Genomic DNA, 21,479 nt, shown 5'->3' on the forward strand with positions numbered 1-21,479 from the left:
GGGTTCCCATGAGCACCTCCCCGGCACAACTCGAAGAGCTGCGCGCCCGCGCCGAAGCATGGGCGGCCGCCGACCCTGACCCTGAGACGGCCGCACAGCTCCGCTCGATGCTCGAGCAGACCGCCGAGGGACAGGCCGCCGCCGCACAGGAACTCGCCGAGGCGTTCGGCGGCACCCTCGAGTTCGGCACGGCCGGCCTCCGTGCCGCGCTGGGGCCCGGCCCGAACCGGATGAACCTGGTCGTCGTGCGGCGGGCGGCAGCCGGCGTCGCGCAGTTCCTCCTCGAGCGCGTCAGCGGACACCCGTCCGGCGACCGGCCCCGCGCCGTCGTCGGCTTCGACGCGCGGAAGAACTCGCACGCCTTCGCCCTCGACACGGCGGCGATCTTCACGGCCGCCGGGATCCAGACGTTCCTCCTGCCCACGGCCCTGCCGACGCCCGTGCTCGCCTACGCCCTCCGTGCCCTGGACTGCGACGGCGGCGTCATGGTGACGGCGAGCCACAATCCGGCGCAGGACAACGGCTACAAGGTGTACCTGGGCGGGCGCGCGGTCGACGACGACGGGCGAGGCGCGCAGATCGTCGCACCGATCGACGCCGAGATCGCCGAGCTGATCGACGGTGTCGGCAGCGGAGACATTACGCTCGCCGGGTCGGGCTGGACCGTCCTCACCCCAAACATCGCCGCCGAATACCGCGCGGGCGTCGCTCGCCTCGCCCGGCCGGATATCTTCCCTGCGCGCGACCTCAAGATCGTCTTGACCCCGCTGCACGGGGTGGGTGGAACGACCGCGCTCGGGCTTTTGCGCGAGGCCGGATTCGCAGACGTGACGATTGTCGAGGAGCAGGCCCTGCCCGACCCTGACTTCCCCACCGTCGCGTTCCCGAACCCCGAGGAGCCCGGCGCTCTCGACCTCGCGTACGAGACGGCCCAGAGGCTGGAAGCGGACATCGTGATAGCGAACGACCCGGACGCGGACCGGTGCGCCGTGGGCGTTCCGGATCCCGTGACCGGCGAGTGGCGCATGCTGCGAGGCGACGAGGTGGGCGCACTGCTCGGAGCCCACATCGTGCGTCGCCTCGGCCTCGCGAACGGCGGCCATCAGCCGGCGGACGAGGAAGCCGGAGCGACACGCTATGTCTTCGCGAACTCGATCGTCTCGTCGCGTCTCCTCGGCCGCATCGCGCAGGCCGCGGGAATCGAGCACCGGGAGACGCTCACGGGGTTCAAGTGGATCTCGCGCGTCCCGGGCCTCACCTATGGCTACGAGGAGGCGCTCGGCTATTGCGTCGCCCCGGAGCTCGTGAAGGACAAGGACGGTATCTCGGCGGCCCTGCTCATCGCGGAGCTCGCCGCGGACGCGAAGGCCCAAGGGGAGACCCTCTTCGACAGGCTCGCCGCGCTCCAGGTGCTCCACGGGGTGCACCTGACCGACCAGCTGAGCGTTCGGGTCGCGGATCTGGGCCTGCTCGAGGCGATGATGGTCCGGCTCCGGGAGAATCCGCCGGCAGCCTTCGCCGAGTCCCAGGTCGAGACCACGATCGACCTCTCCGAAGGCTCGGCCGACCTGCCGCCCGCCGAGGGGCTCGTCTGGGTGACGCGGGATGAGACGCGCGTGATCGTCCGGCCAAGCGGCACGGAGCCCAAGCTCAAGTGCTACGTCGAGGTGGTCCGGCCCGTGGACAGCTCAGCCGAGCTTTCCGACGCCCAGGCAGCTGCCCGCCAGGCAATGGACGCCGCGCTCGAGGACGTGCGCGAGGCGCTCGGGCTGTAGCCCCGTCAGACGGCGAGACTGACCCCGGTCAGGCTGCGATCTGGCGGGCAGGCCGCGATCTGGCGGTCAGGCCGCGATCTTCACGCGCTGCATCTTCACGCTGCGATCTGGACGATCCCGTCCACGACGCGCGCGGGGAATGCCGCGAGCGGGGCCCCCGCACCGTCCAGTCGCTCCCCGGTGAGCAGGTCGTAGACCTGCTTGTGCAGGGGCGAGGCAATGGTCGGCCGGTCGCCGCGGGAGCCGACGATGCCGCGGGCCATCACGTGGGCCTCCGTCGCCGGGTCCCTCTGGTCGACCGCGTACACCTCGCCCGAGGCGAGGCGGAAGACGGCGACCTGCTGCCCCGCGACGAGCGCGGCCTCGCCCCAGTTGGGCTCGAGGTCGTTCAGATTGCACACGCTGTGCCAGCTCGGCAGGACGCTTCCGGCGGCCGCTTCGAGAGTGTCCACTTCATCCGAGTCCACTTCATCCGACAGGGCGAGTGAAGGGGCTGTGATCGTCATGGCAGAGGCTGTGATCGTCATGCCACAACGCTACGGAGACCCGCGTTTCGCTCGGGTTGAACCTGCGTCACGCGAAAGTAAAACCGGCCTCACTAATGCCGAAACATGCCCGTGACAGTGAAGTTAATCCACCGTTACACGAGGGCAACTGAAGCGAAATCGCCCCTTCCTACGCTGGAGGAAACCTCGCCGGACTGCCCGGCGCCCCCTCAACGGAAGGCACCACGTGAGCACGCCCAGGCCCAACTCGCACAGCCCCAACACGCCCAGGCCCAACTCGCACAACCCCAGCATGCACAGTCCCAGCATGCACCCCTCAGCGCATGACCCTTCAGCGCATAACCGTTCTGGCGCTCGGCGACGCGTCGTCGTCGTCGGCGGCGGTCCCGCAGCCCACCGCTTCGTGGATGCCATGGCCGCGCGCGGGCTCGAGGGCTTCGAGGTCACCGCCCTGACCGAGGAAGCCCATCTCCCCTACGACCGCGTCGCCCTGTCCAAGGCGCTCCTCGCCGACGTCGACCTCACCCTGGGTGAGGCGACGATGTGGGAGACGAGCGGCGTCGTGCTCCAGACCGGGGCGAAGGCGGTCCGCCTCGACACGGAGGCCCGCATCGTGCACACGGAGGACTCCGCGGGGCGGCTCCACGAGCACCCCTACGACGAGCTTGTCCTCGCCACCGGCTCCAACGCGGCGCGGCTCCCGATCCCCGGCGCCGAGAAGAGCTACGTCTACCGGACGCTCGACGACGTGTGGTTCCTTCGGCGTGAGATCGGGAGGCTCGCCGAGGAACTGGGCCGGCAGCCCGTCGTCGCGGTCATCGGCGGGGGCCTCCTCGGACTTGAGGCCGCGGCCGGGGCGCAGGATCTGGGCGCCAAGGCCGTTGTCATCAACGGCGCACCGTGGCTCATGAACACCCAGCTCGACGAGGGCGCAGGCCAGGCGCTCGGGCGGCTCATCGAGGCGAAGGGCTTCGACGTCCACGGCGGGGTCTTCCCCTCCGAGGTGATCGTCGACTGTGCAGAGATCGTCGACCGTGCAGAGATCGTCGACCGTGCAGAGATCGTCGACCGTGCAGAGGCAGGGCCGGAAGCCGGACCGGGAGGGGTCGGCGACGGCCGGGTCACCGGCGTCCTCATGGCCGACGGGCGCGTCATCGACGCGGACCTCGTCATCGTGGCGATCGGGGTCCGTCCGCGCGACGAGCTGATCCGCGCAGCACTGGACGAAGCGGGTGCGAAAGCGGCTGCCGCGGAAGAAATGGGCACTAACGAAGCCAGCACTGACGAAGCCAGCGCCGCCGGCGAGGCGGCCTTCGAGCTCGGCCCGCGGGGCGGCGTCGTGATCGACGACACCTGCGCGACGGGTGTCGACGGTGTGTGGGCCATCGGTGAGGTCGCGAGCTTCGGCGGGATGTGCCTCGGGCTCGTTGCGCCGGCCAACACCATGGCCGAAATCGTGGCCGACCGCCTGCACGGCGGGGAGGCCACGTTCCCCGGCTTCGACACGGCCACGAAGCTCAAGCTCTCCGGGGTGGACGTTGCGAGCTTCGGCGACGCGTTCGCGAAGGAGCCTGGCGCGCTTGAGATCGTCTACGCGGACCCAGCCCGCGGCGTGTACCAGAAGGTCGTGACGACGGACGACGCGACGACCCTCCTCGGGGGCATTTTCGTCGGCGACGCGACGCCCTACCAGAGCCTGCGGCCGCTCCTCGGGCGCGAACTGCCCGCCGAGCCCGGGGCGTACCTCTCCGCGGCCGGAGGCGGGGAGGTTCCGGAGACCGAGCTCCCGGACGACGCGATCCTGTGCTCGTGCAACAACGTCGCCGCCGGGACGCTGCGGGCCGCGATCGGCGGCGAAGAGCACGGGTGCGGTGTATGTGAAGGAAAGGAACCCGTCCGCGATGTGGCGGGACTCAAGTCCTGCACGCGGGCGGGCACCCAGTGCGGCTCGTGCGTGCCGATGATCAAGAAGCTCCTCGAGCAAGAGCTGCAGAAGTCCGGCATCACCGTCTCGAAGGCCCTCTGCGAGCACTTCGAGCTTTCCCGGCAGGAGCTCTTCGACGCGATCCGAGTCCTTCAGCTCACGTCGTTCGAGGACATCCTCGAGCGCTACGGCAAGGGCGCCGGCTGCGACATCTGCAAGCCGACCATCGCCTCCATCCTGGCCTCCCAGCACTCGGCTTATGTGCTCGACGAGGGCCGCGGCGCCCTTCAGGACACGAACGACCGGGCCCTCGCGAACATGCAGAAGGACGGCACCTATTCGGTCGTCCCCCGCATCCCGGGCGGCGAGATCACGCCCGAGAAGCTCGCGGTGATCGCCGCCGTCGCCCAGAAGTACGGCCTCTACACGAAGATCACGGGCGGCCAGCGGATCGACCTGTTCGGTGCGCGGCTCGAGCAGCTCCCCGAGATCTGGAAGGAGCTCATCGACGCCGGCATGGAGTCCGGGCAGGCCTACGGCAAGAGCCTCCGGACGGTGAAGAGCTGTGTCGGGTCCACGTGGTGCCGATACGGGCAGCAGGACTCCGTGGGGATGGCAATCCAGCTCGAGCTCCGCTACCGCGGGCTCCGCAGCCCGCACAAGCTCAAGCTCGGCGTCTCCGGCTGCGCCCGGGAGTGCGCGGAGGCCCGCGGCAAGGACGTCGGCGTCATCGCGACCGCAGACGGCTGGAACCTCTACGTGGGCGGCAACGGCGGCGCGACGCCCGCCCACGCGCAGCTCCTCGCGAAAGACCTCGACGACGCGACGCTCATCAGGTACATCGACCGCTACTTCATGTACTACATCCGCACCGCCGACCGCCTCCAGCGCACCGCGCGCTGGCAGGAGGAGCTCGACGGCGGCCTCGAGCACGTTCGCCAGGTCGTCGTGGAGGACTCGCTCGGGATCGCGGGCGATCTGGAGGACGCCATGGCGAAGCACGTCGCCTCGTACGAGGACGAGTGGGCCGCGACGCTCAAGGACCCCGAGAGGCTGCGGCGCTTCCGCTCGTTCGTGAACGCCCCCGATGCGGTCGACGCGTCAATCGTCCACGTCCCCGAGCGTGACCAGGTCCGACCTGCCACCCCTGCGGAGCGGGTCACCCTCGGCGCGACGATTCCCGTCCGCGCTGCCCTCTCTCCCCAGTCTGCTGCCTTCTCTCCCCAGTCTGAGGAGGTCTAGCATGCAGCTCGAAATCGCCCTCGACGGGACCGCCGTTGTCCTGCTCGGCGACGCCGACGCCGCTCGCCAAGCCATCCTGCGCTACCGGCGGGCGGGAGCGGACCTCGCTCACTTCGACTCGCCCGCCGCACTCCACGCCGCCGGCGCCCTGCCAGCGCGGCCGGGGCTCGTCGCCGTCGTGCGCTCTTCTGACACGCACGACGACGGCGAGTGGGCACCCGTGCTCGACCGCTACCGGGCCGCGAAGGTTCCGATCGCGCGGGAGCCGGCCGCGGGTCGGCGCGGGCGCGTCACGCTCGTGGGAGGAGGCCCTGGCTCCCCCGGCCTCCTCACCGCCGACGCCATCGAGGCGCTGCGGGACGCCGACGTCGTCCTGTTCGACCGGCTGGCGCCCTGGCGCGAACTGGGGCGACTGACGACGGCGGAGCTCGTCGATGTGGGGAAGCTCCCCGGGCACCACAAGGTGCCGCAGGCGGAGATCAACCGTCTCCTGGTCGACTACGCCCAGACCGGCGCAGGCGGACGCGGGCTCAACGTCGTCCGGCTCAAGGGCGGGGACCCCTTCGTCTTCGGTCGCGGCGCCGAGGAGATGGCCGCGTGCATGGCGGCCGGCGTGCCCGTGCGCTTGGTCTCGGGCATCTCAAGCTCGATTGCCGTGCCCGCCGCCGCGGGCATCCCGGTGACACACCGGGAGATGAGCCACTCCTTCACCGTCATCTCGGGCCACGCGCCGCTCACTCCCGAGGAGCACACCCACCTTGCGGGTCTCGGCGCGACCGGTGGCACCCTCGTGGTCCTCATGGGCATCGCCAACCTCCCGCATCTCGCTGCTGGGCTCCGCCGTGCGGGCCTGCCGCTCGGGACGCCGCTCGCCGTCGTCGAACGCGGGCACCAAGCCGGCCAGCGGACTACGGTGACGAGCCTCGCCCGCGCGGAGGCGGACACGGCCGGCTGCGCCAATCCGGCGGTGATCGTGATCGGCGACGTCGTCCGGGCCGCAAGCGCCCTCGGCGCGAACGCCGACGGGCGAGGGCTGCGCGAACTCGCGGACGCCCTCGCGGGTGCCTGAGGGCGGGCTGGGACGATGGAGGGGACTGTGAACCGAGGACGGGCGAGTAGATGGCTGATCAATCAGCGGCTGGTGAACCAACGATGAAGGGAGCGGCACCGGCGATGAGCGCTGTGCCGGCGGAGAGCGCTGTGCCGGCGGAAGAGGCCTTGACGCGCGGGGCCGAGCTCGAGACCCTGCTCAAGGGCTTTCGAGTCGGGGTGACGGCCCACCGGCGCGCGGAGGACCTTATCGAGGCGCTCGAGCGGCGTGGCGCCGAAGTGCTGCACGCGCCCGTCCTCACGATCGCGCCCGTCGACCAAGACCTCGGCGTCATCGAGGACACGAGGCGCACGATCGCGGTGCGTCCCGACATCTGCATCGTCACGACGGCTTACGGCATGCGGCGATGGCTTGACGTGGCCGACGCGGCCGGGCTCGGCGACGACCTCCAAGCGGTGCTGACCTCGGCTTCGCTCTATGTGCGGGGACCCAAGGCACGTGGTGCGGTCCGGGCGGCGGGACTCGCCGACGTCGGCATCTCGCACGACGAGACGACGGCGACGCTCGTCGACCTCGTCCTTCGCGACGGGGGCGGCCGGCTCGACGGCAAGCGGGTCGTCATCCAGCTCCATGGCTACACGGATGGCGCTCAGCTCGAGCGTCTGCGCCGAGCCGGCGCCGAACTCATCACCGTCACCCCGTACCGGTGGGTGCGGCCCGAGGGCGAGGACCGGCTCGAGGGGCTCATCGAAGCGGTCTGCGCGGGCGAGCTCGACGTGGTCACGTTCACGAGCGCGCCCGCTGTCGACGCATTGTTCAGCGCCGCGCACGAGCTCGGCCTCCACGCCCAGCTCCTCGCTGCGTTCCGCCAGCGCGTGGCCACCGCCGCCGTTGGGCCCGTCACAGCCGCGCCCCTCGAAGCCGCCGGGCTGCGGCCTTGGGTGCCCGACCGGTTCCGGATGGGCGCCCTCATCAAGCTCGTGACTGACAACCTCGCGCGGCGCCAGGTCCGCCGGCTCGAGACACCCTCGGGGCCGGTCGAACTCCGCGGGCGCACGCTAACAGTCGCGGGCGAGGAGCTGTGCCTCCCGCCGGCCGCGATGCTGCTGTTCCGCGCACTCTTCGACGCCGGAGGTGCCGTGGTGCCACGGGATGCCCTCGCCAGGCTCCTGTCGCAGACCGGCTCGACCCACGCCCTCGACATGGCTGTCAACCGCCTCCGCAATGCCCTGCCGTCCGCCGATCTGGTGCAGACCGTGGTCAAGCGTGGGTATCGGCTGCGCGTGGAGCGGCAATAGGGTGCGCGGCAATAGGGTGCGCGGCAATGGGGTGCGTGGCAATAGGGTGCGCGGCAACTGGCCGGGCGAACGACATTCGGTCCGGCAGCAGTGGGCCCGGCGGCAGTGGGCCCAGCGGCAGTAGGTGGGGCTTCCCGTCCGGGCCCGCGCCGTGTGCCAGTATGGGAAGACCCGATTCGAAAGGACGCCGCTGTGTCTTCCGAGCCTGTGTCTCCTGGGCCTGTTTCTTCCGGCGTTGGCGCCCTGAGCCCCGCCGACATCGCCGGATTCATCGACCACACCCTGCTCAAGCCGACGGCGAGCGAAGCGGACATCCTGCGGCTCTGCAGCGAAGCGGTGGAGTACGGCTTCAAGTCTGTGTGCGTGAACCCGATCTGGGTCAAGACCGCCACGAAGGCGCTTCGGGGCAGCGGGGTGCTGACGTGCTCGGTGGCGGCGTTCCCGTTCGGTGCAACGCCTACCGATGTCAAGGTCTACGAGGCGCGGGGGGCGACGCTCGACGGCGCGCACGAGGTGGACGTCGTCGTCGACCTCGCCGCTGCCCAGGCGAGCGACCGCGGGGCGCTCGTCGATGATTTGCGTGCCGTCGCCGAGGCCGTGCACGGCAGCTCGGCGATCCTCAAGGTGATCATCGAGACCGCGCTGCTCACTGACCAGCAGAAGGTGCTCGCGTGCGAAGCCGCGGTTGAGGCGGGCGCGGATTTCGTCAAGACCTCGACCGGCTTCAACGGCGGCGGGGCAACGGTCGAGGACGTCGCCCTGATGCGGCGCGCGGTGGGGCCGCACATCGGCGTCAAGGCGTCGGGTGGCGTGCGAACCCTCAAGGACGCGCGGGCTATGATTGCAGCGGGTGCCAACCGGATCGGCGCGAGCTCCGGTGTGGCCATTGTGACCGGCAGCGCAGCCGCCGGATCATACTGAGCGCCGGACGTACTAGGACTTGAGGAGAGAGCATGGCTGAGAACGCCAAGAACCGGCCGATCGAGAACGAGAACCCGCTCATCGGCAACATCATCATCTTCGTCGTGATGGCTGCGATCTTCGTTGCTGGCATTGTTGCCGTCTCGTGGCTCGACTTCACGAACGTGTGGCCGATGGCCGCCCTCATCCTCTGCTTCGCGGGCGCGTTCTTCATCCCGATGACGTTCATCGGCCGCTCCGACTCCGGCAGCGAGCACCGCAAGTAACCCCCCCCCCCCCCCCCCCCACCCACCCGTTTCGGGTACAGCTAATCCCCCTCCCACCCGTTTCGGGTACAGCTAATCCCCCTCCCACCCGTTTCGGGTACAGCTAATCCCCCTCCCACCCGTTTCGGGTACAGAAAGCCCGGCCGAGAGTTTCGGCCGGGCTTTTCGCATTCCCAATCCTCTTCCCGTCGATCGGATTACTCCTCCACAGGGAGTATCTGTACCCGAGAATTCGAAGCTGTGGATAACCGAACGCAAGGGGGCAGCGATTGTGGCTGAATGGGGGCCATGTCGTCCCAAGAGCCCCTTCCCGATCAGCTCCGGAAGTCGTCGTTCACCGTCGAGGAGGCCATAAGCCTCGGCGTCAGCAGACGCCGACTCGAGGATCAAGACCTCCTCCGACCGAGCAGGGGAATTCGAGTCCCCGAATTAGCGGTCCAAAACATGCTTCAGTTGGCTCGTCCCTACACCGCAATTCACGAGACCACTGCATTGAGCCACTTGAGCGCCGCCATGGTTCACCAGATACCGCTTCCGGGGTGGGCTGAGGATCCCACCTTTATCGATCTCTCGCGGGCCGCCGACGACCGTCCAGGTACAACAGGTCGTCTTGGCCAGCCTCGGCGCCCGGAAATCCGGGGTCACCGACTTCGGCTGAAAAATGACGAGATCACGACGGTCTCGGGCACTCGGGTGACCACGCCAGAGAGAACTTGGCTCGATCTCTGCGGAATGCGGAAGCTAACGATGGACGATGTCATCGCGGCCGGTGAATATCTGGTGTCCGAACATGAACGGACATTCCATCCCCGCACAGCATTAGTCCGTCTTTCGGACCTGCGCTCATTTGTCGAAAGCAGGCATCGTGTCGTGGGACTCGGCCGCGGACGCATTGCTCTCGAACTGCTCGCGGTCGGGGTCGATTCGCCGCCTGAGTCGTACTTGCGGCAGATCCTCGAGAGGGCAGGCCTCCCTCGCTTCATCCCTAATTGCCCCGTCGTCGATCCCTGGGCAGGGACAATCTGGGTGGATCTAGGGAATGTCGAATACCGGACCGCGCTCGAATACGAGGGTGAGCACCACCTCGCCCCGGAGCAGATCGCCATGGACGCTTGGCGCGATCGGCGAACGAGGTCATCAGGCTGGAACCAGGTCAAGATCACCAAGCACGACATGGCCCGAGGCGAGGCCTACATCGTGAAACTCGTGCTCGATGCGCTCCGCGAACACGGGTATCGCGGGTGAGTTGGCGTACCCGAAACGGCCAGGAGGGTGAGTTGGCGTACCCGAAACGACCAGGAGGGGGAGTTGGCGTACCCGAAACAGCCAGGAGGGGGAGTTGGCGTACCCGAAACGGTCAGTCGGTGAAGATGGCGGTCACCACCTGATCGGCCCAGTCGAGGATCTCCTTGTCCTGCAGGTCGCGTCCGCCGATCGCCGCGGTCTTGGGCTTCGGCACGAGGACGGCGTTCAGCGCGGGCTTGTACTGTGCCCCCTTGTACATGCGCGTGAGCCGCATCTGCTTCGACTCAGGAAGCTCGGCGGGCGCGAACCGCACCATGTTCCCTTGAAGGGCGACGTCGGTGAGGCCGGCCGAGCGGGCACGCACCCGGAAACGGGCGACGGCGGCGAGGTTCTCCACGGGCGCGGGGGGCTCGCCATAGCGGTCGGTGAGCTCGTCCATGACCTCGGCAATGGCGGCGTCGTCGTTCACGGCAGCGAGCTTGCGGTACGCCTCGAGCCGCAGCCGCTCCCCCGGCACGTAATCGTGCGGGAGGTGCGCGTTGACGGGCAGCTCGATCTTCATCTCGGCGGTCTTCTCCTCGGACTCGCCGCGGAAGTCGGCGACGGCCTCCCCGACGAGCCTGATGTAGAGGTCGAAGCCGACGCCTGCGATGTGGCCGGACTGTTCGCCGCCGAGGAGATTGCCCGCGCCGCGGATCTCGAGGTCCTTCATGGCGAGCTGCATGCCCGCACCGAGCTCGTTGTGCGCCGCGACGGCCTTGAGCCGCTCGAGCGCCACCTCGCCGAGCGGCTTCTCAGAGGGATACAGGAAGTAGGCATAGGCGCGCTCGCGGCCACGGCCCACGCGCCCGCGCAGCTGATGGAGCTGTGACAGCCCGTAGGAATCGGCCCGGTCCACGATGAGCGTGTTCGCGTTCGAGATGTCGAGGCCGGTCTCGATGATCGTCGTGCAGACGAGGACGTCGAAGCGCTTCTCCCAGAAGTCCACGATGATCTGCTCGAGGCGCCCCTCGGACATCTGCCCGTGCGCAACCTCGACCCGGGCCTCGGGAACCAGCTCGCGCACGGCGGCGGCAGTCTTCTCGATCGACGAGACGCGGTTGTGGACGAAGAACACCTGGCCCTCGCGCATGAGCTCACGCCGGATGGCGGCCGAGACCTGCTTGTCCGTGTACGGGCCGACGTAGGTCAGGACAGGGTGGCGCTCCTCGGGGGGCGTTGCGAGCGTGGACGTCTCCCGGATCCCGGTGAGCGACATCTCGAGCGTGCGCGGGATCGGCGTCGCGGACATCGCGAGAACGTCCACGTTCGTCCGCATCTTCTTGAGCGCTTCCTTGTGCTCGACCCCGAAGCGCTGCTCCTCGTCCACGATCACGAGGCCGAGATCCTTGAACTCGACCTCCTTCGAGAGCAGGCGGTGCGTGCCGATCACGACGTCGACCGTCCCCTTCTTGAGCCCCTCGACGGTGTCCTTCGCTTCGGACCCCGTCTGGAACCGGCTCAGCGCGCGGACACGCAGCGGGAAGCCTGAGAAGCGCTCGGAGAACGTCTCGTGGTGCTGCTGGGCGAGCAGCGTGGTGGGCACGAGGACCGCGACCTGCTTCCCGTCCTGGACGGCCTTGAACGCGGCGCGCACCGCGATCTCGGTCTTGCCGTAGCCAACATCGCCGGAGACGAGGCGGTCCATGGGGATGTCCCGCTCCATGTCCGCCTTGACCTCGTTGATCGTCGTGAGCTGGTCCGGCGTCTCGATGTACGGGAACGCCTCCTCGAGCTCGCGCTGCCAAGGCGTGTCGGGGCCGAACGCGTGCCCGCGGGAGGCCATCCGCGCGGAATACAGGCGGATGAGCTCGCCTGCGATCTCCTTGACGGCCTTCTTGGCCTTCGACTTGGTCGCGGCCCAGTCGGCGCCGCCCATCTTCGACAGGGCTGGGGCGTCTCCCCCGACGTAACGGGTCACCTGATCGAGCTGGTCCGTGGGCACGAAGAGCCGATCCCCCGGGGCACCGCGCTTCGACGGCGCGTACTCGAGGACGAGGTACTCGCGCGTAGCATCCGTCCCTGCACCCGCACGCCGCTGCACGAGCTCCACGAACTTCCCGATCCCGTGCTGCTCATGCACCACGAAGTCGCCCGCATGGAGCTGGAGGGGGTCGACGGCATTGCGACGGCGCGAGGGCATCTTGCGCATGTCGCGGGTCCCCGCGGCGCTTGCACGGCCCAGGAGGTCCGCTTCGGTGAGGAGCGCGAGCTTGAGTCCGTCGAGGACGAAGCCCTTGCCTGCCGTCGCGGTCGTGATTTCGATGATGCCGGATTCGGGCTCGCGGGCGAGGCTTTCGACCCGGCTGCACGGGATCCCGGCGTCGTGGAACAGCTCGGCGAGCCGCTGGGCCGGGCCTGGGCCGTCGGTCGCGACGACGATGCGCCACTGGTCCGCGACGCGGGACCCAATGAACTCGGTCATCTCGGCAACGTCCCCGCGGTATCCCCGTGGCTCGCGCGCGGCGATCGAGAGGACGTCGATATCGAGCACGGTCTCCTCGTCGACGCCCAGAGATGTCACAGACCACCAAGAGACGGAGCGTGCCACGGCGGCAGCCCGAGTGTCGGCGAGCGAGGCGAAGCTTGCGTCCTCGAGGCGGCCCATATGCTCGTCCGGATCCTGGCCCGCGCCCGCGGCGACGCTCAGATCGAGCGGTGCCGCCCCGCCGTCGGACGCGGTGGCCCATGCCGCGGCGAGGAACTCGTCGTTGGTCGCGGCCAGATCGTGGGCGCGCGTCCGCACCTTCTCCGGCTCGAGGAGGAGCGCGACCGAGCCCTCGGGCAGCTCCTCGACGAACGGGACCATTGCGTCGACCAGCAGTGGGGCGAGGGATTCCATGCCCTCGACCGCGATCCCGCCCGCGATCTTCTCGAGCATGTCCTCGGCGGCCGGGAGATGGCCCTTGAGCCTTGCGGCGCGGCTCATGACCGACGGCGTGATGAGCAGCTCACGGCAGGGCGGGGCGAACAGGACGGTGGGGTGATGCACGTGCGGCCCGGTGAGCGAGCGCTGGTCGGCGACGGCGAACCAGCGCATCTGCTCGACCTCGTCGCCGAAGAACTCGACGCGGACGGGATGGTCCTCGGTCGGCGGGAACACATCGATGATCCCGCCGCGGACCGCGAACTCGCCGCGTCGGGTCACCATGTCGACGCGCGCGTAGGCAGCGGCCGCGAGCGCGCGGACGACGCCGTCGAACGGCTCGTCCTGACCGACGGCGAGGAATACGGGGGCGAGGTCGCCGAGCCCGGCGACGAGGGGCTGCAGCACCGCGCGGATAGGGGCGACGACGACGCGCAGCGGCTTGCGCCCGGACTCTGCCGAGTTCCGCCCTTCGGATTCGGGATGGGCCAGCCGGCGGAGGACGGAGAGGCGGCGCCCGACGGTATCGGACCGCGGCGAGAGCCGCTCGTGGGGAAGGGTCTCCCAGCTCGGGAAGAGCGCCACAGTGCCGGGCGCGACGTAGGCGCCGAGCGCGTCGACGAGGTCCTCAGCCTCGCGCTCGGTCGCAGTCACCGCGAGCAGCACGCCGTCGCCCTCAGGCAAGCTGTCGAGGATCTCGGCGATGATCACGGGCCGCATGCCCGCGGGGGCGGCGACCTGGAGGTCTTGGCTGCGCCGACCCGCGGGCTTCGACGCGTAGTCGCGGAGTCGGGCAACCGTCGGATCCGTTGCCAGCGCGCGCCGCAGCCCGTCGAGTGACGCAGGACGGAGGACATCAAGCGACCCGGTGAGCTGGATATCTGACGACACAAAACCTCCAGGGCAGCACAGAAACCCGGAACTGAGGAGCAGCCCGGGAATGTGTTAAGCCTACCCCGGGCCCGGACGCCTACGATGGGCGGATGGACGCCCCCTCCGCCACTTCCCGCGATTCGCCACGGGCAGGCTCGGCCCGCCGCCGTGTGGCCCTGCGGATCGTCGGCGCCGCGTACCTCGCGTTCGTCGCCGGCGTCGTGTTCTGGCCGACGCCGGTGGATCGGCCCGCTGCGGGAACGCTCGCCCACATGTTCGTCTGGCTTCATCGGCATGGTGTTCCCCTGTGGTTCGGCTACAACCTCTTCGAATGGCTCGCGAACGTGGCGTTCTTCGTCCCGTTCGGTGTTCTCGCCGTCCTGTTCGGCTCCCGCGTGCGATGGGCCGTCGTCGCGGCGTGCTCGGTCTCGACCGCTGTCGAACTCTCGCAGTGGCTCTTCCTCCCGCAGCGGACTGGCTCCGTGTTGGACGTTCTCGCGAACACGAGCGGCGCCTTCATAGGGGCCGGGCTCGCGGCTCTCTGGACCCGGAGGCCGCGCCGCTCCCTCTAGGATGGTCAGGGCGCCCATCCCCCAGGGGCGTCTGAGCCCAGGCAGATTGGAAGGACTCCATGGCCCTCGAAGCCACCACCACCTTGAACTACCCGGTCGAGCAGATTGTCGCTGTCTTCGCGGACGAGGCGTTCCAGCGTCACGTGAGCGAGCTTGTCGGCGGCAAGCTCGAGTCGATCACGGTCGACGGCGACACCGCGAGCGCCTTCACCGCGACGATCGTCCGCCAGGTCCCGACCGGGCGGCTCCCCGAGCTCGCGAAGAAGTTCGTCGGCGAATACGTCAGCGTCACTCAGGTCGAGACGTGGGGCGCGCCCGAGGCCGACAGCTCACGCCAGGCCAACATCACCGTCAAGGTCGCCGGCGCTCCCGTCGAGGCCACCGCCGCGCAGCGCCTCGTCGCGGATGGTGCCAGCACTCGCATCGAGCTCTCGGGCGCGGTCACGAGCTCGATCCCCCTGCTCGGCGGCAAGATCGCCCAGGCCGCCGAACCGTTCGTGGGCAAGGCGCTCAACATCGAGGCCACGCAGGCCGCCGCCTGGCTCGCAGGCGAGATCGTCTGATGCAGCTGCCCGCAGCCCTCTCCTGGCTCCTCGTAGTGGCTGGCGTCTGGAGCATCTTCGTGTGGCCCCAGTTCCTGCGCCGGGTCATGAAGGATCCGCGGGCCCGCGACGAGTCGGGGCGCGCGACGCGTTTCCTCACCGTCCACATGTACCTGGTCGCGATCTCGGTCACCCTCGGCGTGGCCGTCGCGGTCGTGGGCGTCAGGACGTTGTTCGTGTAGGGCAAGCTAGCTCCCCCGCCCGCTCCGCCGCCGCCCCCTGCGGCCGCGGGGCGGGCGATGGCTACGAGGACCTCGGTGGGTACGATGGTCTAGGTGTGCCGGGAAGTCTGGTCGGCGAACAGCTCGACTGACTTCACGGACAGGAGGCCCTCATGGTCCCCCGTTGGCGCACCCACTCGCCGCACTCCCACTCACGGCACTCCCACTCGCCAAACTCGCACTCAGCGCACTCGCGGCTCCGCAGCCTGGCCCGGGGCAGTTTCTCCGAGTATCGCCGGATCACAGAGGTCCTCCGCAAGGAGACCGTCGGCGGCGCCCTGCTTCTCACAGCGACCGTCGTCGCGCTCGTATGGGCCAACTCGCCCTGGTCGTCCGGCTACTTCGACTTCCGGGACCTCCACCTCGGGTACGAGCCATGGCACCTCAGTTTGAGCCTCGGCAAATGGGCCTCTGACGGCCTGCTCGCGATCTTCTTCTTCGTCGCAGGCCTTGAACTCAAACGAGAGTTCGTCGCCGGTGATCTCCGCCGGCCCTCCACCGCGATCGTCCCCGTGGTCGCCGCGTGCGGCGGCGTAGCCCTCCCGGCCATCATCTTCACGCTCGCCAACGTGGCCCTGGGTACAGAGCAGAGCGCCGGGGACGCGCTGCGCGGCTGGGCCGTTCCCACCGCGACGGACATCGCCTTCGCTCTCGCTGTGCTCGCCGTCATCAGCACGCATCTGCCCGCGGCGCTCCGGACCTTCCTGCTCACGCTCGCGGTCGTCGACGACCTGATCGCGATCGCGATCATCGCGTTCTTCTACGCGAGCGGCCTCAATCTGGTCTTCCTCGCGCTCGCGATCGTGCCGCTCGCCGTGTTCACGTGGCTCGTCCAGCGGCGCGTGCGCTCGTGGTACCTCCTGCTTCCGCTTGCGGTGCTCACGTGGGCGCTCGTCCACGCGTCCGGAATCCACGCGACGGTTGCAGGGGTGCTCATGGGCTTCGCCGTCCCGGTGATCCGGAGCGAGAAGGCCGGCGGCCCCGAAGCCGGACCAGGCCTCGCCGAACATTTCGAGCAGCGGTTCCGGCCGCTTTCCGCGGGAGTCGCGGTGCCCGTGTTCGCCTTCTTCTCGGCCGGCGTTCGCGTGGGCGGCGCGGACGGGGTCGGTTCGGCACTCACCGACCCTGTGACCATCGGCATCGTCCTCGCCCTCGTCGTGGGAAAGGCCCTCGGCGTCTTCGGCTCCACGTGGCTCGTCACGAAGAGCCGCCACGCCGAACTCGACCCCGACCTCGCGTGGGTGGATGTCTTCGGCCTCGCGCTGCTTTCGGGCGTGGGCTTCACCGTGTCGCTGCTCGTAGCGGGACTCGGCTTCGGCGAGGGCACACTGCACGACGAGCATGCCAAAGTCGCCATCCTCACGGGCTCGCTCACCGCGGCCGTGCTCGCCGCCGTCGTCCTCCGCGCCCGCAACCGGCACTACCGGCGCCTCGCAACGCTGGAGACGTTCGACGCCGACGGCGACGGCGTACCGGATGCCTTCGGGAACGAAGACGCCCGGTAGCCGTCACCAACAGCACTGACAGCAACACATCAGCAGCACATCCTACGAGTGCCGTCCCCGCCGCCGTCCCGCGAGCTTCGGGACGAAGGCCCCCACGAGCATGAGCGCTCCCGAGGCGAAGAGCGCATTCGACGTCGTGTAATCCGGTGCCGGGGCGCCCGCTGCCGTCTGGGCACTGATGCTCACTTCGGACGGCACGGACTGGACTGGCTGGACTGCCTGGATTGGCTGGACTGCCTGGACCGGTTGGACTGCCTGGACCGGTTGGGCCGGCTGAACCGGTTGGGCCGGCTGAACGGCGTTGGCCGACTGGGACGGCTGCTCCGACTGGACCCGAGCCGGGGCGACAGTGTTGCCTTGGCCAGTGTTGCCCTGGCCAGTGTTGCCTTGGCCTGTGTTGCCTTGGCCTGTGTTGCCTTGGCCTGGGGTCTTGCTCGTGACAGGCGCCGGGGACGTGCTGGCCGAGGGCGTCCCACTCGGCGAGGCGGAGCTGGTTGGACCCGCCGTCGGCGCCTGGGTCGTCGGATCGTCCGTAGGCGCCTGGGTCGTCGGATCGTCCGTAGGCGCCTGGCTCGTCGGATCGTCCGTGGGGCCAGCCGACGGCACCTGGCTCGTCGGATCGTCCGTGGGGCCAGCCGACGGCACCTCGCTCGTCGGATCAGCACTCGGCGTGGTCACCGGGGTCACACTGGGCGTGGGGCTCGGGGTCGCGACGACGCAGCCGGCCGCGTAGATCGCCTGGTTTGCCGTGGTCCAGTTCTGCCCCGCCACGGTGGTGATGTTCCCCTTGTCGACATAGCTGAACGAGGGGAAGATGTCGCCAGGATACTTACCCTGAACGTGGTAGGTGGCAAGAGAGCTCATCGCCACTTCCTGGTACTGGTAAGGGTGCAACTGCGACCTCGTCAGGTGGCAGACGGCTATCTTGTCGCTGCCGCTGTTGGACGACGGCGCAGCAAGCGCCGGACTCGTCGCGGCCCCCGCCACGAAGAAGGCGCTTGCCCCCACGGCGAAGAGACTGGTCACATAATTCATCTTGCGGGTGCGAATCGGCGGCATGGAAGACCGCTCCTTTCAATCTCCGTGTTTCACGTGCATTGCCCGCAGCGGAAAGTCAGCAGGACGATCTGCGCGTCGGGATTGTCGTAATTGCAGGAAAAGAGAACAACTTGGCAGGGATCGTTCGCGAAGGAAAAAGCCTTGGACTTGTCGACGATCCTGCGGTCCGCGAGGGCACAGTCCACGACGCTCCCGTTCGCCTCAGTGATTGAGGCAGGCTGCCCCACAGCCCAACCGGAATAGCTCAGGCGGTTGAAGGGGAACGTCGCATCGGTGCAAAGAGCCACCTGCTGATGGCACGTGTGTCCCGCCAGGACCACGGGCCGCACGGCCGCCGACTCCCCCGTCCCGACCAGCCAGTGCCCCACCGGATCGAATCCGTTGACGTCGAGCGGCGGGTCGACCGTTTGGCTGGCAGTCCATGGCATGGGCACGATGTCGACGTTCAGACCGGCCGCTGGCCACGCGAAGTGGCGCGGAGGCAGGGCCGCGGGCAGAAGCGCGGCACTCGTAAGAGTCCCGGACCTCATAGGCGCCGCAGACGACGTCGCGCCCGCTGCCTTGGGCGAGCGGGCGGCCGACGACGAGGGGCTGGGAGAGGCGCCCGAACTCCGGGCGGGCGAAGTCGGGGAAGAAGAAGCGGCAGGGGCAGAGGCCACCCCATCTGCAGACTGCGCCAGCTGCTGCGCTGCCTGCGCTCGGAGCTCCTGCCGCTCCCGGTCCCCCAGACCGTGCAGGCCGGCGAACACCGCGAGGGCGACTGCGAGGCCGAGGGCCGCAATACGGGCCCACCACCCCGAGCCTTTCCCTCGCATTCCCCGCCGGCGCATTTTTCCCCTCAGTATTGCTATCCCCAGCCATGGCAAATGAGTATTCGCGGACGCCAAAGAGCCTGCGCGAATTCCTCTGAGGTGCGTTATCGCCGCTTTCTACGGTCAAATACCGAACCTCGTACCAACCAGTACACCGAGGGAATGAGACGGGGTCACCAGTAGTCGGTACCCGGCTTCCGAGGGCAGCAGGATGGAGGCCTCCGGCGAGTACGCAGAAAGGCTCCCTATGAGTACGCGGACGCACTACGCAGCTCATGTGCCGGGGTCCGGCGAGTACTTGGAAACGGTTCAGAAGCCGAGAACAGGTCCAGAAGCCGAAGAGGCCCGGAACCGGTCGAAATACCGGCTCCGGGCCTCCAACGAATATCGGGCCCTGGCCTCAAGAGCGCCGGGCTGGCGGACACTCCGAGATTGGCCACCCAGGGGCAGCCTCCAGACCTGAGGGACGCAGGCCGAAGGGCCTCGCGGGAGAGGCCAGCATCGGACGACGGCGGGACCCGGCGTCGTCGTCCGGTTCGCCTCCCGCGGGTGGGCAGGGCCCGGGCCCGTCGCTCCCGAGCCTCTCCGGCGTCTTTGCCGGAGGGGCAGGAGAGCGGCGGGAGCGGTGCAATACGGGACAGTGGTGAATGTGAGGCAGCGGTTACCGTGAGCCAGCGGTGAACGCGAAGCAGTGGTAACGCGTGGCCGCCGTCAGCGTGGAGCGGTGGTCAGCACGAGGCCAGTGTCCAGCACGGGAACTACGCTTCCCGCCACTGGGCCCTCAGCGGTGCCGAAACCTCGGCTTCGGCGTGCACGAGCTGACGTCCCCGGACGTAGCCAGCGGTCGTGAAGGCAAGGACGGCGACCACGGCACCGGCCTTTCTGAGCCCGCCGAGGTTGCGTTCGAAGACCCACTCGCCGAGCCCGGAGAGGACCGCCCGCGGGAGGACGCGCCTCACGTAGCGCCGTTCAGCCCCCAGCGTCCGCTTCTGCCCGACGAGCTGGCTCACCTGGGCCTTGGAGATCCCCTCAGACCACGAGCGGGCCAGCATGTACCTGAGCGTGCCTCTCGCCGCGGGCACGAAGTGGTGCACGACGGCGGCGGGCTCGTAGACCACACGGGTTCCTGGGGTGCCTATGGTCGAGCGGATGCAGATCTCAGTCTCCTCGCAGCCGAGCGGCACAGATCCCTGCCGACCAAGCGCGACATTGAAGCCGCCGACTTGGAGGAGGACGTCACGGCGGAACGACATGTTGGCACCGATCACGTTCCGCACTTCGGACGCGACCCTGGGCAGACCGCGGTGGCTGCAGCCCACGATCCAGTCGAGCTCTTCCGCGAAGTGCGCAGGGCGCCCAGCCTCCCACACGGGTTCCGCACGGCCGCCCACCGCCAGGACGTCCGGGTCGTCGTAGAACGTGACGAGGTGCTCGAGCCAATCGGGTGCCGCCTCAGCGTCGTCGTCGAGGAAGGCCACGAGCTCCGAAGTCGCCAAGCCCACCCCTGTGTTCCTGGCCCCGGAGAGGCCCTGGGGTCCGGAGTTCTCGACGATGACTGCGTCTCGCACCGTCTCCATGAGGCGCTTGTACAGGTCCGGGTTGTGGTCGACGACCACGAGGATCTGCTGCGCGGGATACGTCTGCGCCTGGACGGACTCAATGACATTCACGAGCAGGTCCCAGCGCTCCATGGTGTAGGAGCAGATGACGACCGAAACCGTAGGGGATTCAGGTACAGGCGGCATTCTAGATTCCTTCCGTCAGCGAGAGCAGGCTCTTCGGATCGGTAGGGGTCCGGGGGAAGCGCACGTTCGGGTACATGTACTTAACCCGGCGGAGAGATTCTGGACGGGCACCGGCGGTCGGTGCGTCCCACGTTGCGCATTCCTTGGCGAGGGTGTGGAGCACTCGCCACCCGTCGCGGAACGTCCGCAGATTCGAGTCGCCCGAGATGCGAGAGAGTTCAATGCTCGGAACTTCCGCGATGCGCAGGCCGGCTCGGGCCGCCCGGACGATCAGTTCCGTTTCGATTTCGAACCCGTCCGATTCCAGCTCGAGAACTTCGAGGCACTGGCGTCGGAAGGCGATGTAGCCGTAGCAGAGGTCGGAGTAGTTACTGTGAAGAACTGTGTTCGCGAGCTGCGTGAGCGTCCGATTGCCGACGCTGCGCAGCCAGGTGAGGTCTTCCGAGCCGCCGCCCGTGACGTACCGCGAGCCCTTCACGAAGTCGTAGTCGTGCTGGAGAGGAGCCACGAACCACCCGATCTCGCGGGGGTCCATACTGCCGTCCGCGTCGAGCATGACGATGATGTCGCCGGCTGCGGCGGCGAATCCGGAGCGGACGGCGATCCCCTTCCCCTTCCGGGGTTCGGCAACGACCACGACGTCGACGCGAACGGATCGCGCGACGTCGACCGTGAGGTCGGTGGAACGTCCGTCCACAATGATGACTTCGTCCACGTACGACGGCATACGGCGAAGCACCCAGGGTAGGTTCATTGCTTCGTTCAATGTCGGAATGACCACACTGACCGACGCCAGCGAAGACATTTCCATCTGAGGAAAAGAAACCGGAACTTGGCTGGCAATCGACACAAGCCTCACCACTTCATCAACGCGCAGGCCTCCCCAGAAAAGCCCGCTGATCGGAAACTAAAATAGGAAGCAACCTCGGGATCAGGCCATAATCACGCGTCTGCGCT

The 21,479-nt window shown here is 68.5% G+C and carries 17 protein-coding genes; 11 read left to right on the forward strand and 6 right to left on the reverse strand.

The features are described from left to right. The first annotated feature begins 8 nt into the window (after nucleotides 1–8). Complete coding sequence (locus L0M17_RS13900; protein ID WP_241054654.1) at nucleotides 9–1,775, forward strand: phospho-sugar mutase; 1,767 nt, start codon at nucleotides 9–11, stop codon at nucleotides 1,773–1,775. Nucleotides 1,776–1,870: 95 nt separating this feature from the next. Here the strand turns inward: L0M17_RS13900 and nirD are convergent, their stop codons facing one another. Beyond that, complete coding sequence (gene nirD, locus L0M17_RS13905) at nucleotides 1,871–2,302, reverse strand: nitrite reductase small subunit NirD (RefSeq protein WP_241054655.1); 432 nt, start codon at nucleotides 2,300–2,302, stop codon at nucleotides 1,871–1,873. Between the two features lie 286 nt (nucleotides 2,303–2,588). On the opposite strand from nirD, the gene nirB reads away from it, so the two are divergent. The 6 genes from nirB (at nucleotide 2,589) to L0M17_RS13935 (ending at nucleotide 10,228) form a co-directional block, all read left to right on the forward strand. Continuing rightward, complete coding sequence (gene nirB, locus L0M17_RS13910) at nucleotides 2,589–5,447, forward strand: nitrite reductase large subunit NirB (protein ID WP_241054656.1); 2,859 nt, start codon at nucleotides 2,589–2,591, stop codon at nucleotides 5,445–5,447. Between the two features lies 1 nt (nucleotide 5,448). Then, on the forward strand, nucleotides 5,449–6,516 hold the full coding sequence (cobA, locus tag L0M17_RS13915; RefSeq protein ID WP_241054657.1) for a uroporphyrinogen-III C-methyltransferase: 1,068 nt from the start codon (nucleotides 5,449–5,451) through the stop codon (nucleotides 6,514–6,516). Nucleotides 6,517–6,620: 104 nt separating this feature from the next. Then, nucleotides 6,621–7,796 carry a uroporphyrinogen-III synthase gene (locus L0M17_RS13920; protein WP_241054658.1) on the forward strand — a complete coding sequence of 392 codons (1,176 nt, stop codon included), beginning with the start codon at nucleotides 6,621–6,623 and terminating at the stop codon, nucleotides 7,794–7,796. 192 nt (nucleotides 7,797–7,988) lie between these two features. Then, nucleotides 7,989–8,717 (forward strand): deoxyribose-phosphate aldolase, encoded by a 729-nt coding sequence (deoC, locus tag L0M17_RS13925; protein WP_372498023.1) that lies wholly within the window; start codon nucleotides 7,989–7,991, stop codon nucleotides 8,715–8,717. 32 nt (nucleotides 8,718–8,749) lie between these two features. After that, on the forward strand, nucleotides 8,750–8,983 hold the full coding sequence (locus tag L0M17_RS13930; protein WP_241054659.1) for a hypothetical protein: 234 nt from the start codon (nucleotides 8,750–8,752) through the stop codon (nucleotides 8,981–8,983). Nucleotides 8,984–9,853: 870 nt separating this feature from the next. Beyond that, the gene (locus L0M17_RS13935) at nucleotides 9,854–10,228 is read left to right on the forward strand and encodes a putative endonuclease domain-containing protein (protein ID WP_241054660.1); all 375 of its coding nucleotides are present in this window, start codon (nucleotides 9,854–9,856) and stop codon (nucleotides 10,226–10,228) included. Nucleotides 10,229–10,340: 112 nt separating this feature from the next. On the opposite strand, the gene mfd is transcribed toward L0M17_RS13935, so the two are convergent. Continuing rightward, nucleotides 10,341–14,024 carry a transcription-repair coupling factor gene (gene mfd / locus L0M17_RS13940; RefSeq protein ID WP_241054662.1) on the reverse strand — a complete coding sequence of 1,228 codons (3,684 nt, stop codon included), beginning with the start codon at nucleotides 14,022–14,024 and terminating at the stop codon, nucleotides 10,341–10,343. A 92-nt stretch (nucleotides 14,025–14,116) separates the two neighbouring features. Here mfd and L0M17_RS13945 point away from each other — a divergent pair, with 92 nt between their 5' ends. The 4 genes from L0M17_RS13945 (at nucleotide 14,117) to nhaA (ending at nucleotide 16,906) form a co-directional block, all read left to right on the forward strand. Next, a complete protein-coding gene (locus tag L0M17_RS13945; RefSeq protein WP_241054663.1) occupies nucleotides 14,117–14,578 on the forward strand; it encodes a VanZ family protein in 462 nt (153 codons plus the stop codon). A 59-nt stretch (nucleotides 14,579–14,637) separates the two neighbouring features. Then, entirely contained in the window at nucleotides 14,638–15,141 is a 504-nt protein-coding gene (locus tag L0M17_RS13950; protein WP_241054665.1) for a DUF2505 domain-containing protein, read from the forward strand. Further along, the gene (locus tag L0M17_RS13955) at nucleotides 15,141–15,362 is read left to right on the forward strand and encodes an SCO4848 family membrane protein (RefSeq protein ID WP_241054667.1); all 222 of its coding nucleotides are present in this window, start codon (nucleotides 15,141–15,143) and stop codon (nucleotides 15,360–15,362) included. The genes L0M17_RS13950 and L0M17_RS13955 overlap by 1 nt, the downstream gene beginning before the upstream one ends. A gap of 152 nt (nucleotides 15,363–15,514) precedes the next feature. Further along, nucleotides 15,515–16,906, forward strand: a complete 1,392-nt coding sequence (gene nhaA / locus L0M17_RS13960) for a Na+/H+ antiporter NhaA (protein ID WP_241054668.1) — start codon at nucleotides 15,515–15,517, stop codon at nucleotides 16,904–16,906. Between the two features lie 42 nt (nucleotides 16,907–16,948). Here the strand turns inward: nhaA and L0M17_RS13965 are convergent, their stop codons facing one another. From L0M17_RS13965 to L0M17_RS13980, 4 genes are all read right to left on the reverse strand, one after another. After that, complete coding sequence (locus tag L0M17_RS13965; RefSeq protein WP_241054669.1) at nucleotides 16,949–17,965, reverse strand: hypothetical protein; 1,017 nt, start codon at nucleotides 17,963–17,965, stop codon at nucleotides 16,949–16,951. Nucleotides 17,966–17,994: 29 nt separating this feature from the next. Further along, the gene (locus tag L0M17_RS13970) at nucleotides 17,995–18,780 is read right to left on the reverse strand and encodes a sortase family protein (protein WP_241054670.1); all 786 of its coding nucleotides are present in this window, start codon (nucleotides 18,778–18,780) and stop codon (nucleotides 17,995–17,997) included. A gap of 755 nt (nucleotides 18,781–19,535) precedes the next feature. After that, nucleotides 19,536–20,522: a glycosyltransferase family 2 protein gene (locus tag L0M17_RS13975; RefSeq protein WP_241054671.1), complete on the reverse strand. Its 987-nt coding sequence runs from the start codon at nucleotides 20,520–20,522 to the stop codon at nucleotides 19,536–19,538. Between the two features lies 1 nt (nucleotide 20,523). Then, complete coding sequence (locus L0M17_RS13980; protein WP_255732013.1) at nucleotides 20,524–21,333, reverse strand: glycosyltransferase family 2 protein; 810 nt, start codon at nucleotides 21,331–21,333, stop codon at nucleotides 20,524–20,526. Between the last annotated feature and the right edge of the window lie 146 nt (nucleotides 21,334–21,479).

Source organism: Sinomonas terrae (genome assembly GCF_022539255.1).
In the GTDB taxonomy this organism is placed as follows: domain Bacteria; phylum Actinomycetota; class Actinomycetes; order Actinomycetales; family Micrococcaceae; genus Sinomonas; species Sinomonas terrae.

Bases quoted from the DNA above. Each gene is read 5' to 3' on its own strand.
- L0M17_RS13945 (WP_241054663.1), top strand. From the start codon at position 14,117: ATGGACGCCCCCTCCGCCACTTCCCGCGATTCGCCACGGGCAGGCTCG.
- L0M17_RS13930 (WP_241054659.1), top strand. From the start codon at position 8,750: ATGGCTGAGAACGCCAAGAACCGGCCGATCGAGAACGAGAACCCGCTC.
- cobA (WP_241054657.1), top strand. From the start codon at position 5,449: ATGCAGCTCGAAATCGCCCTCGACGGGACCGCCGTTGTCCTGCTCGGC.
- nirB (WP_241054656.1), top strand. From the start codon at position 2,589: ATGCACCCCTCAGCGCATGACCCTTCAGCGCATAACCGTTCTGGCGCT.
- L0M17_RS13955 (WP_241054667.1), top strand. From the start codon at position 15,141: ATGCAGCTGCCCGCAGCCCTCTCCTGGCTCCTCGTAGTGGCTGGCGTC.
- L0M17_RS13970 (WP_241054670.1), bottom strand. From the start codon at position 18,780: ATGCGAGGGAAAGGCTCGGGGTGGTGGGCCCGTATTGCGGCCCTCGGC.
- L0M17_RS13920 (WP_241054658.1), top strand. From the start codon at position 6,621: ATGAGCGCTGTGCCGGCGGAGAGCGCTGTGCCGGCGGAAGAGGCCTTG.
- L0M17_RS13950 (WP_241054665.1), top strand. From the start codon at position 14,638: ATGGCCCTCGAAGCCACCACCACCTTGAACTACCCGGTCGAGCAGATT.
- L0M17_RS13975 (WP_241054671.1), bottom strand. From the start codon at position 20,522: ATGCCGCCTGTACCTGAATCCCCTACGGTTTCGGTCGTCATCTGCTCC.
- L0M17_RS13900 (WP_241054654.1), top strand. From the start codon at position 9: ATGAGCACCTCCCCGGCACAACTCGAAGAGCTGCGCGCCCGCGCCGAA.
- L0M17_RS13965 (WP_241054669.1), bottom strand. From the start codon at position 17,965: ATGCCGCCGATTCGCACCCGCAAGATGAATTATGTGACCAGTCTCTTC.
- nhaA (WP_241054668.1), top strand. From the start codon at position 15,515: ATGGTCCCCCGTTGGCGCACCCACTCGCCGCACTCCCACTCACGGCAC.
- nirD (WP_241054655.1), bottom strand. From the start codon at position 2,302: ATGACGATCACAGCCTCTGCCATGACGATCACAGCCCCTTCACTCGCC.
- L0M17_RS13980 (WP_255732013.1), bottom strand. From the start codon at position 21,333: ATGGAAATGTCTTCGCTGGCGTCGGTCAGTGTGGTCATTCCGACATTG.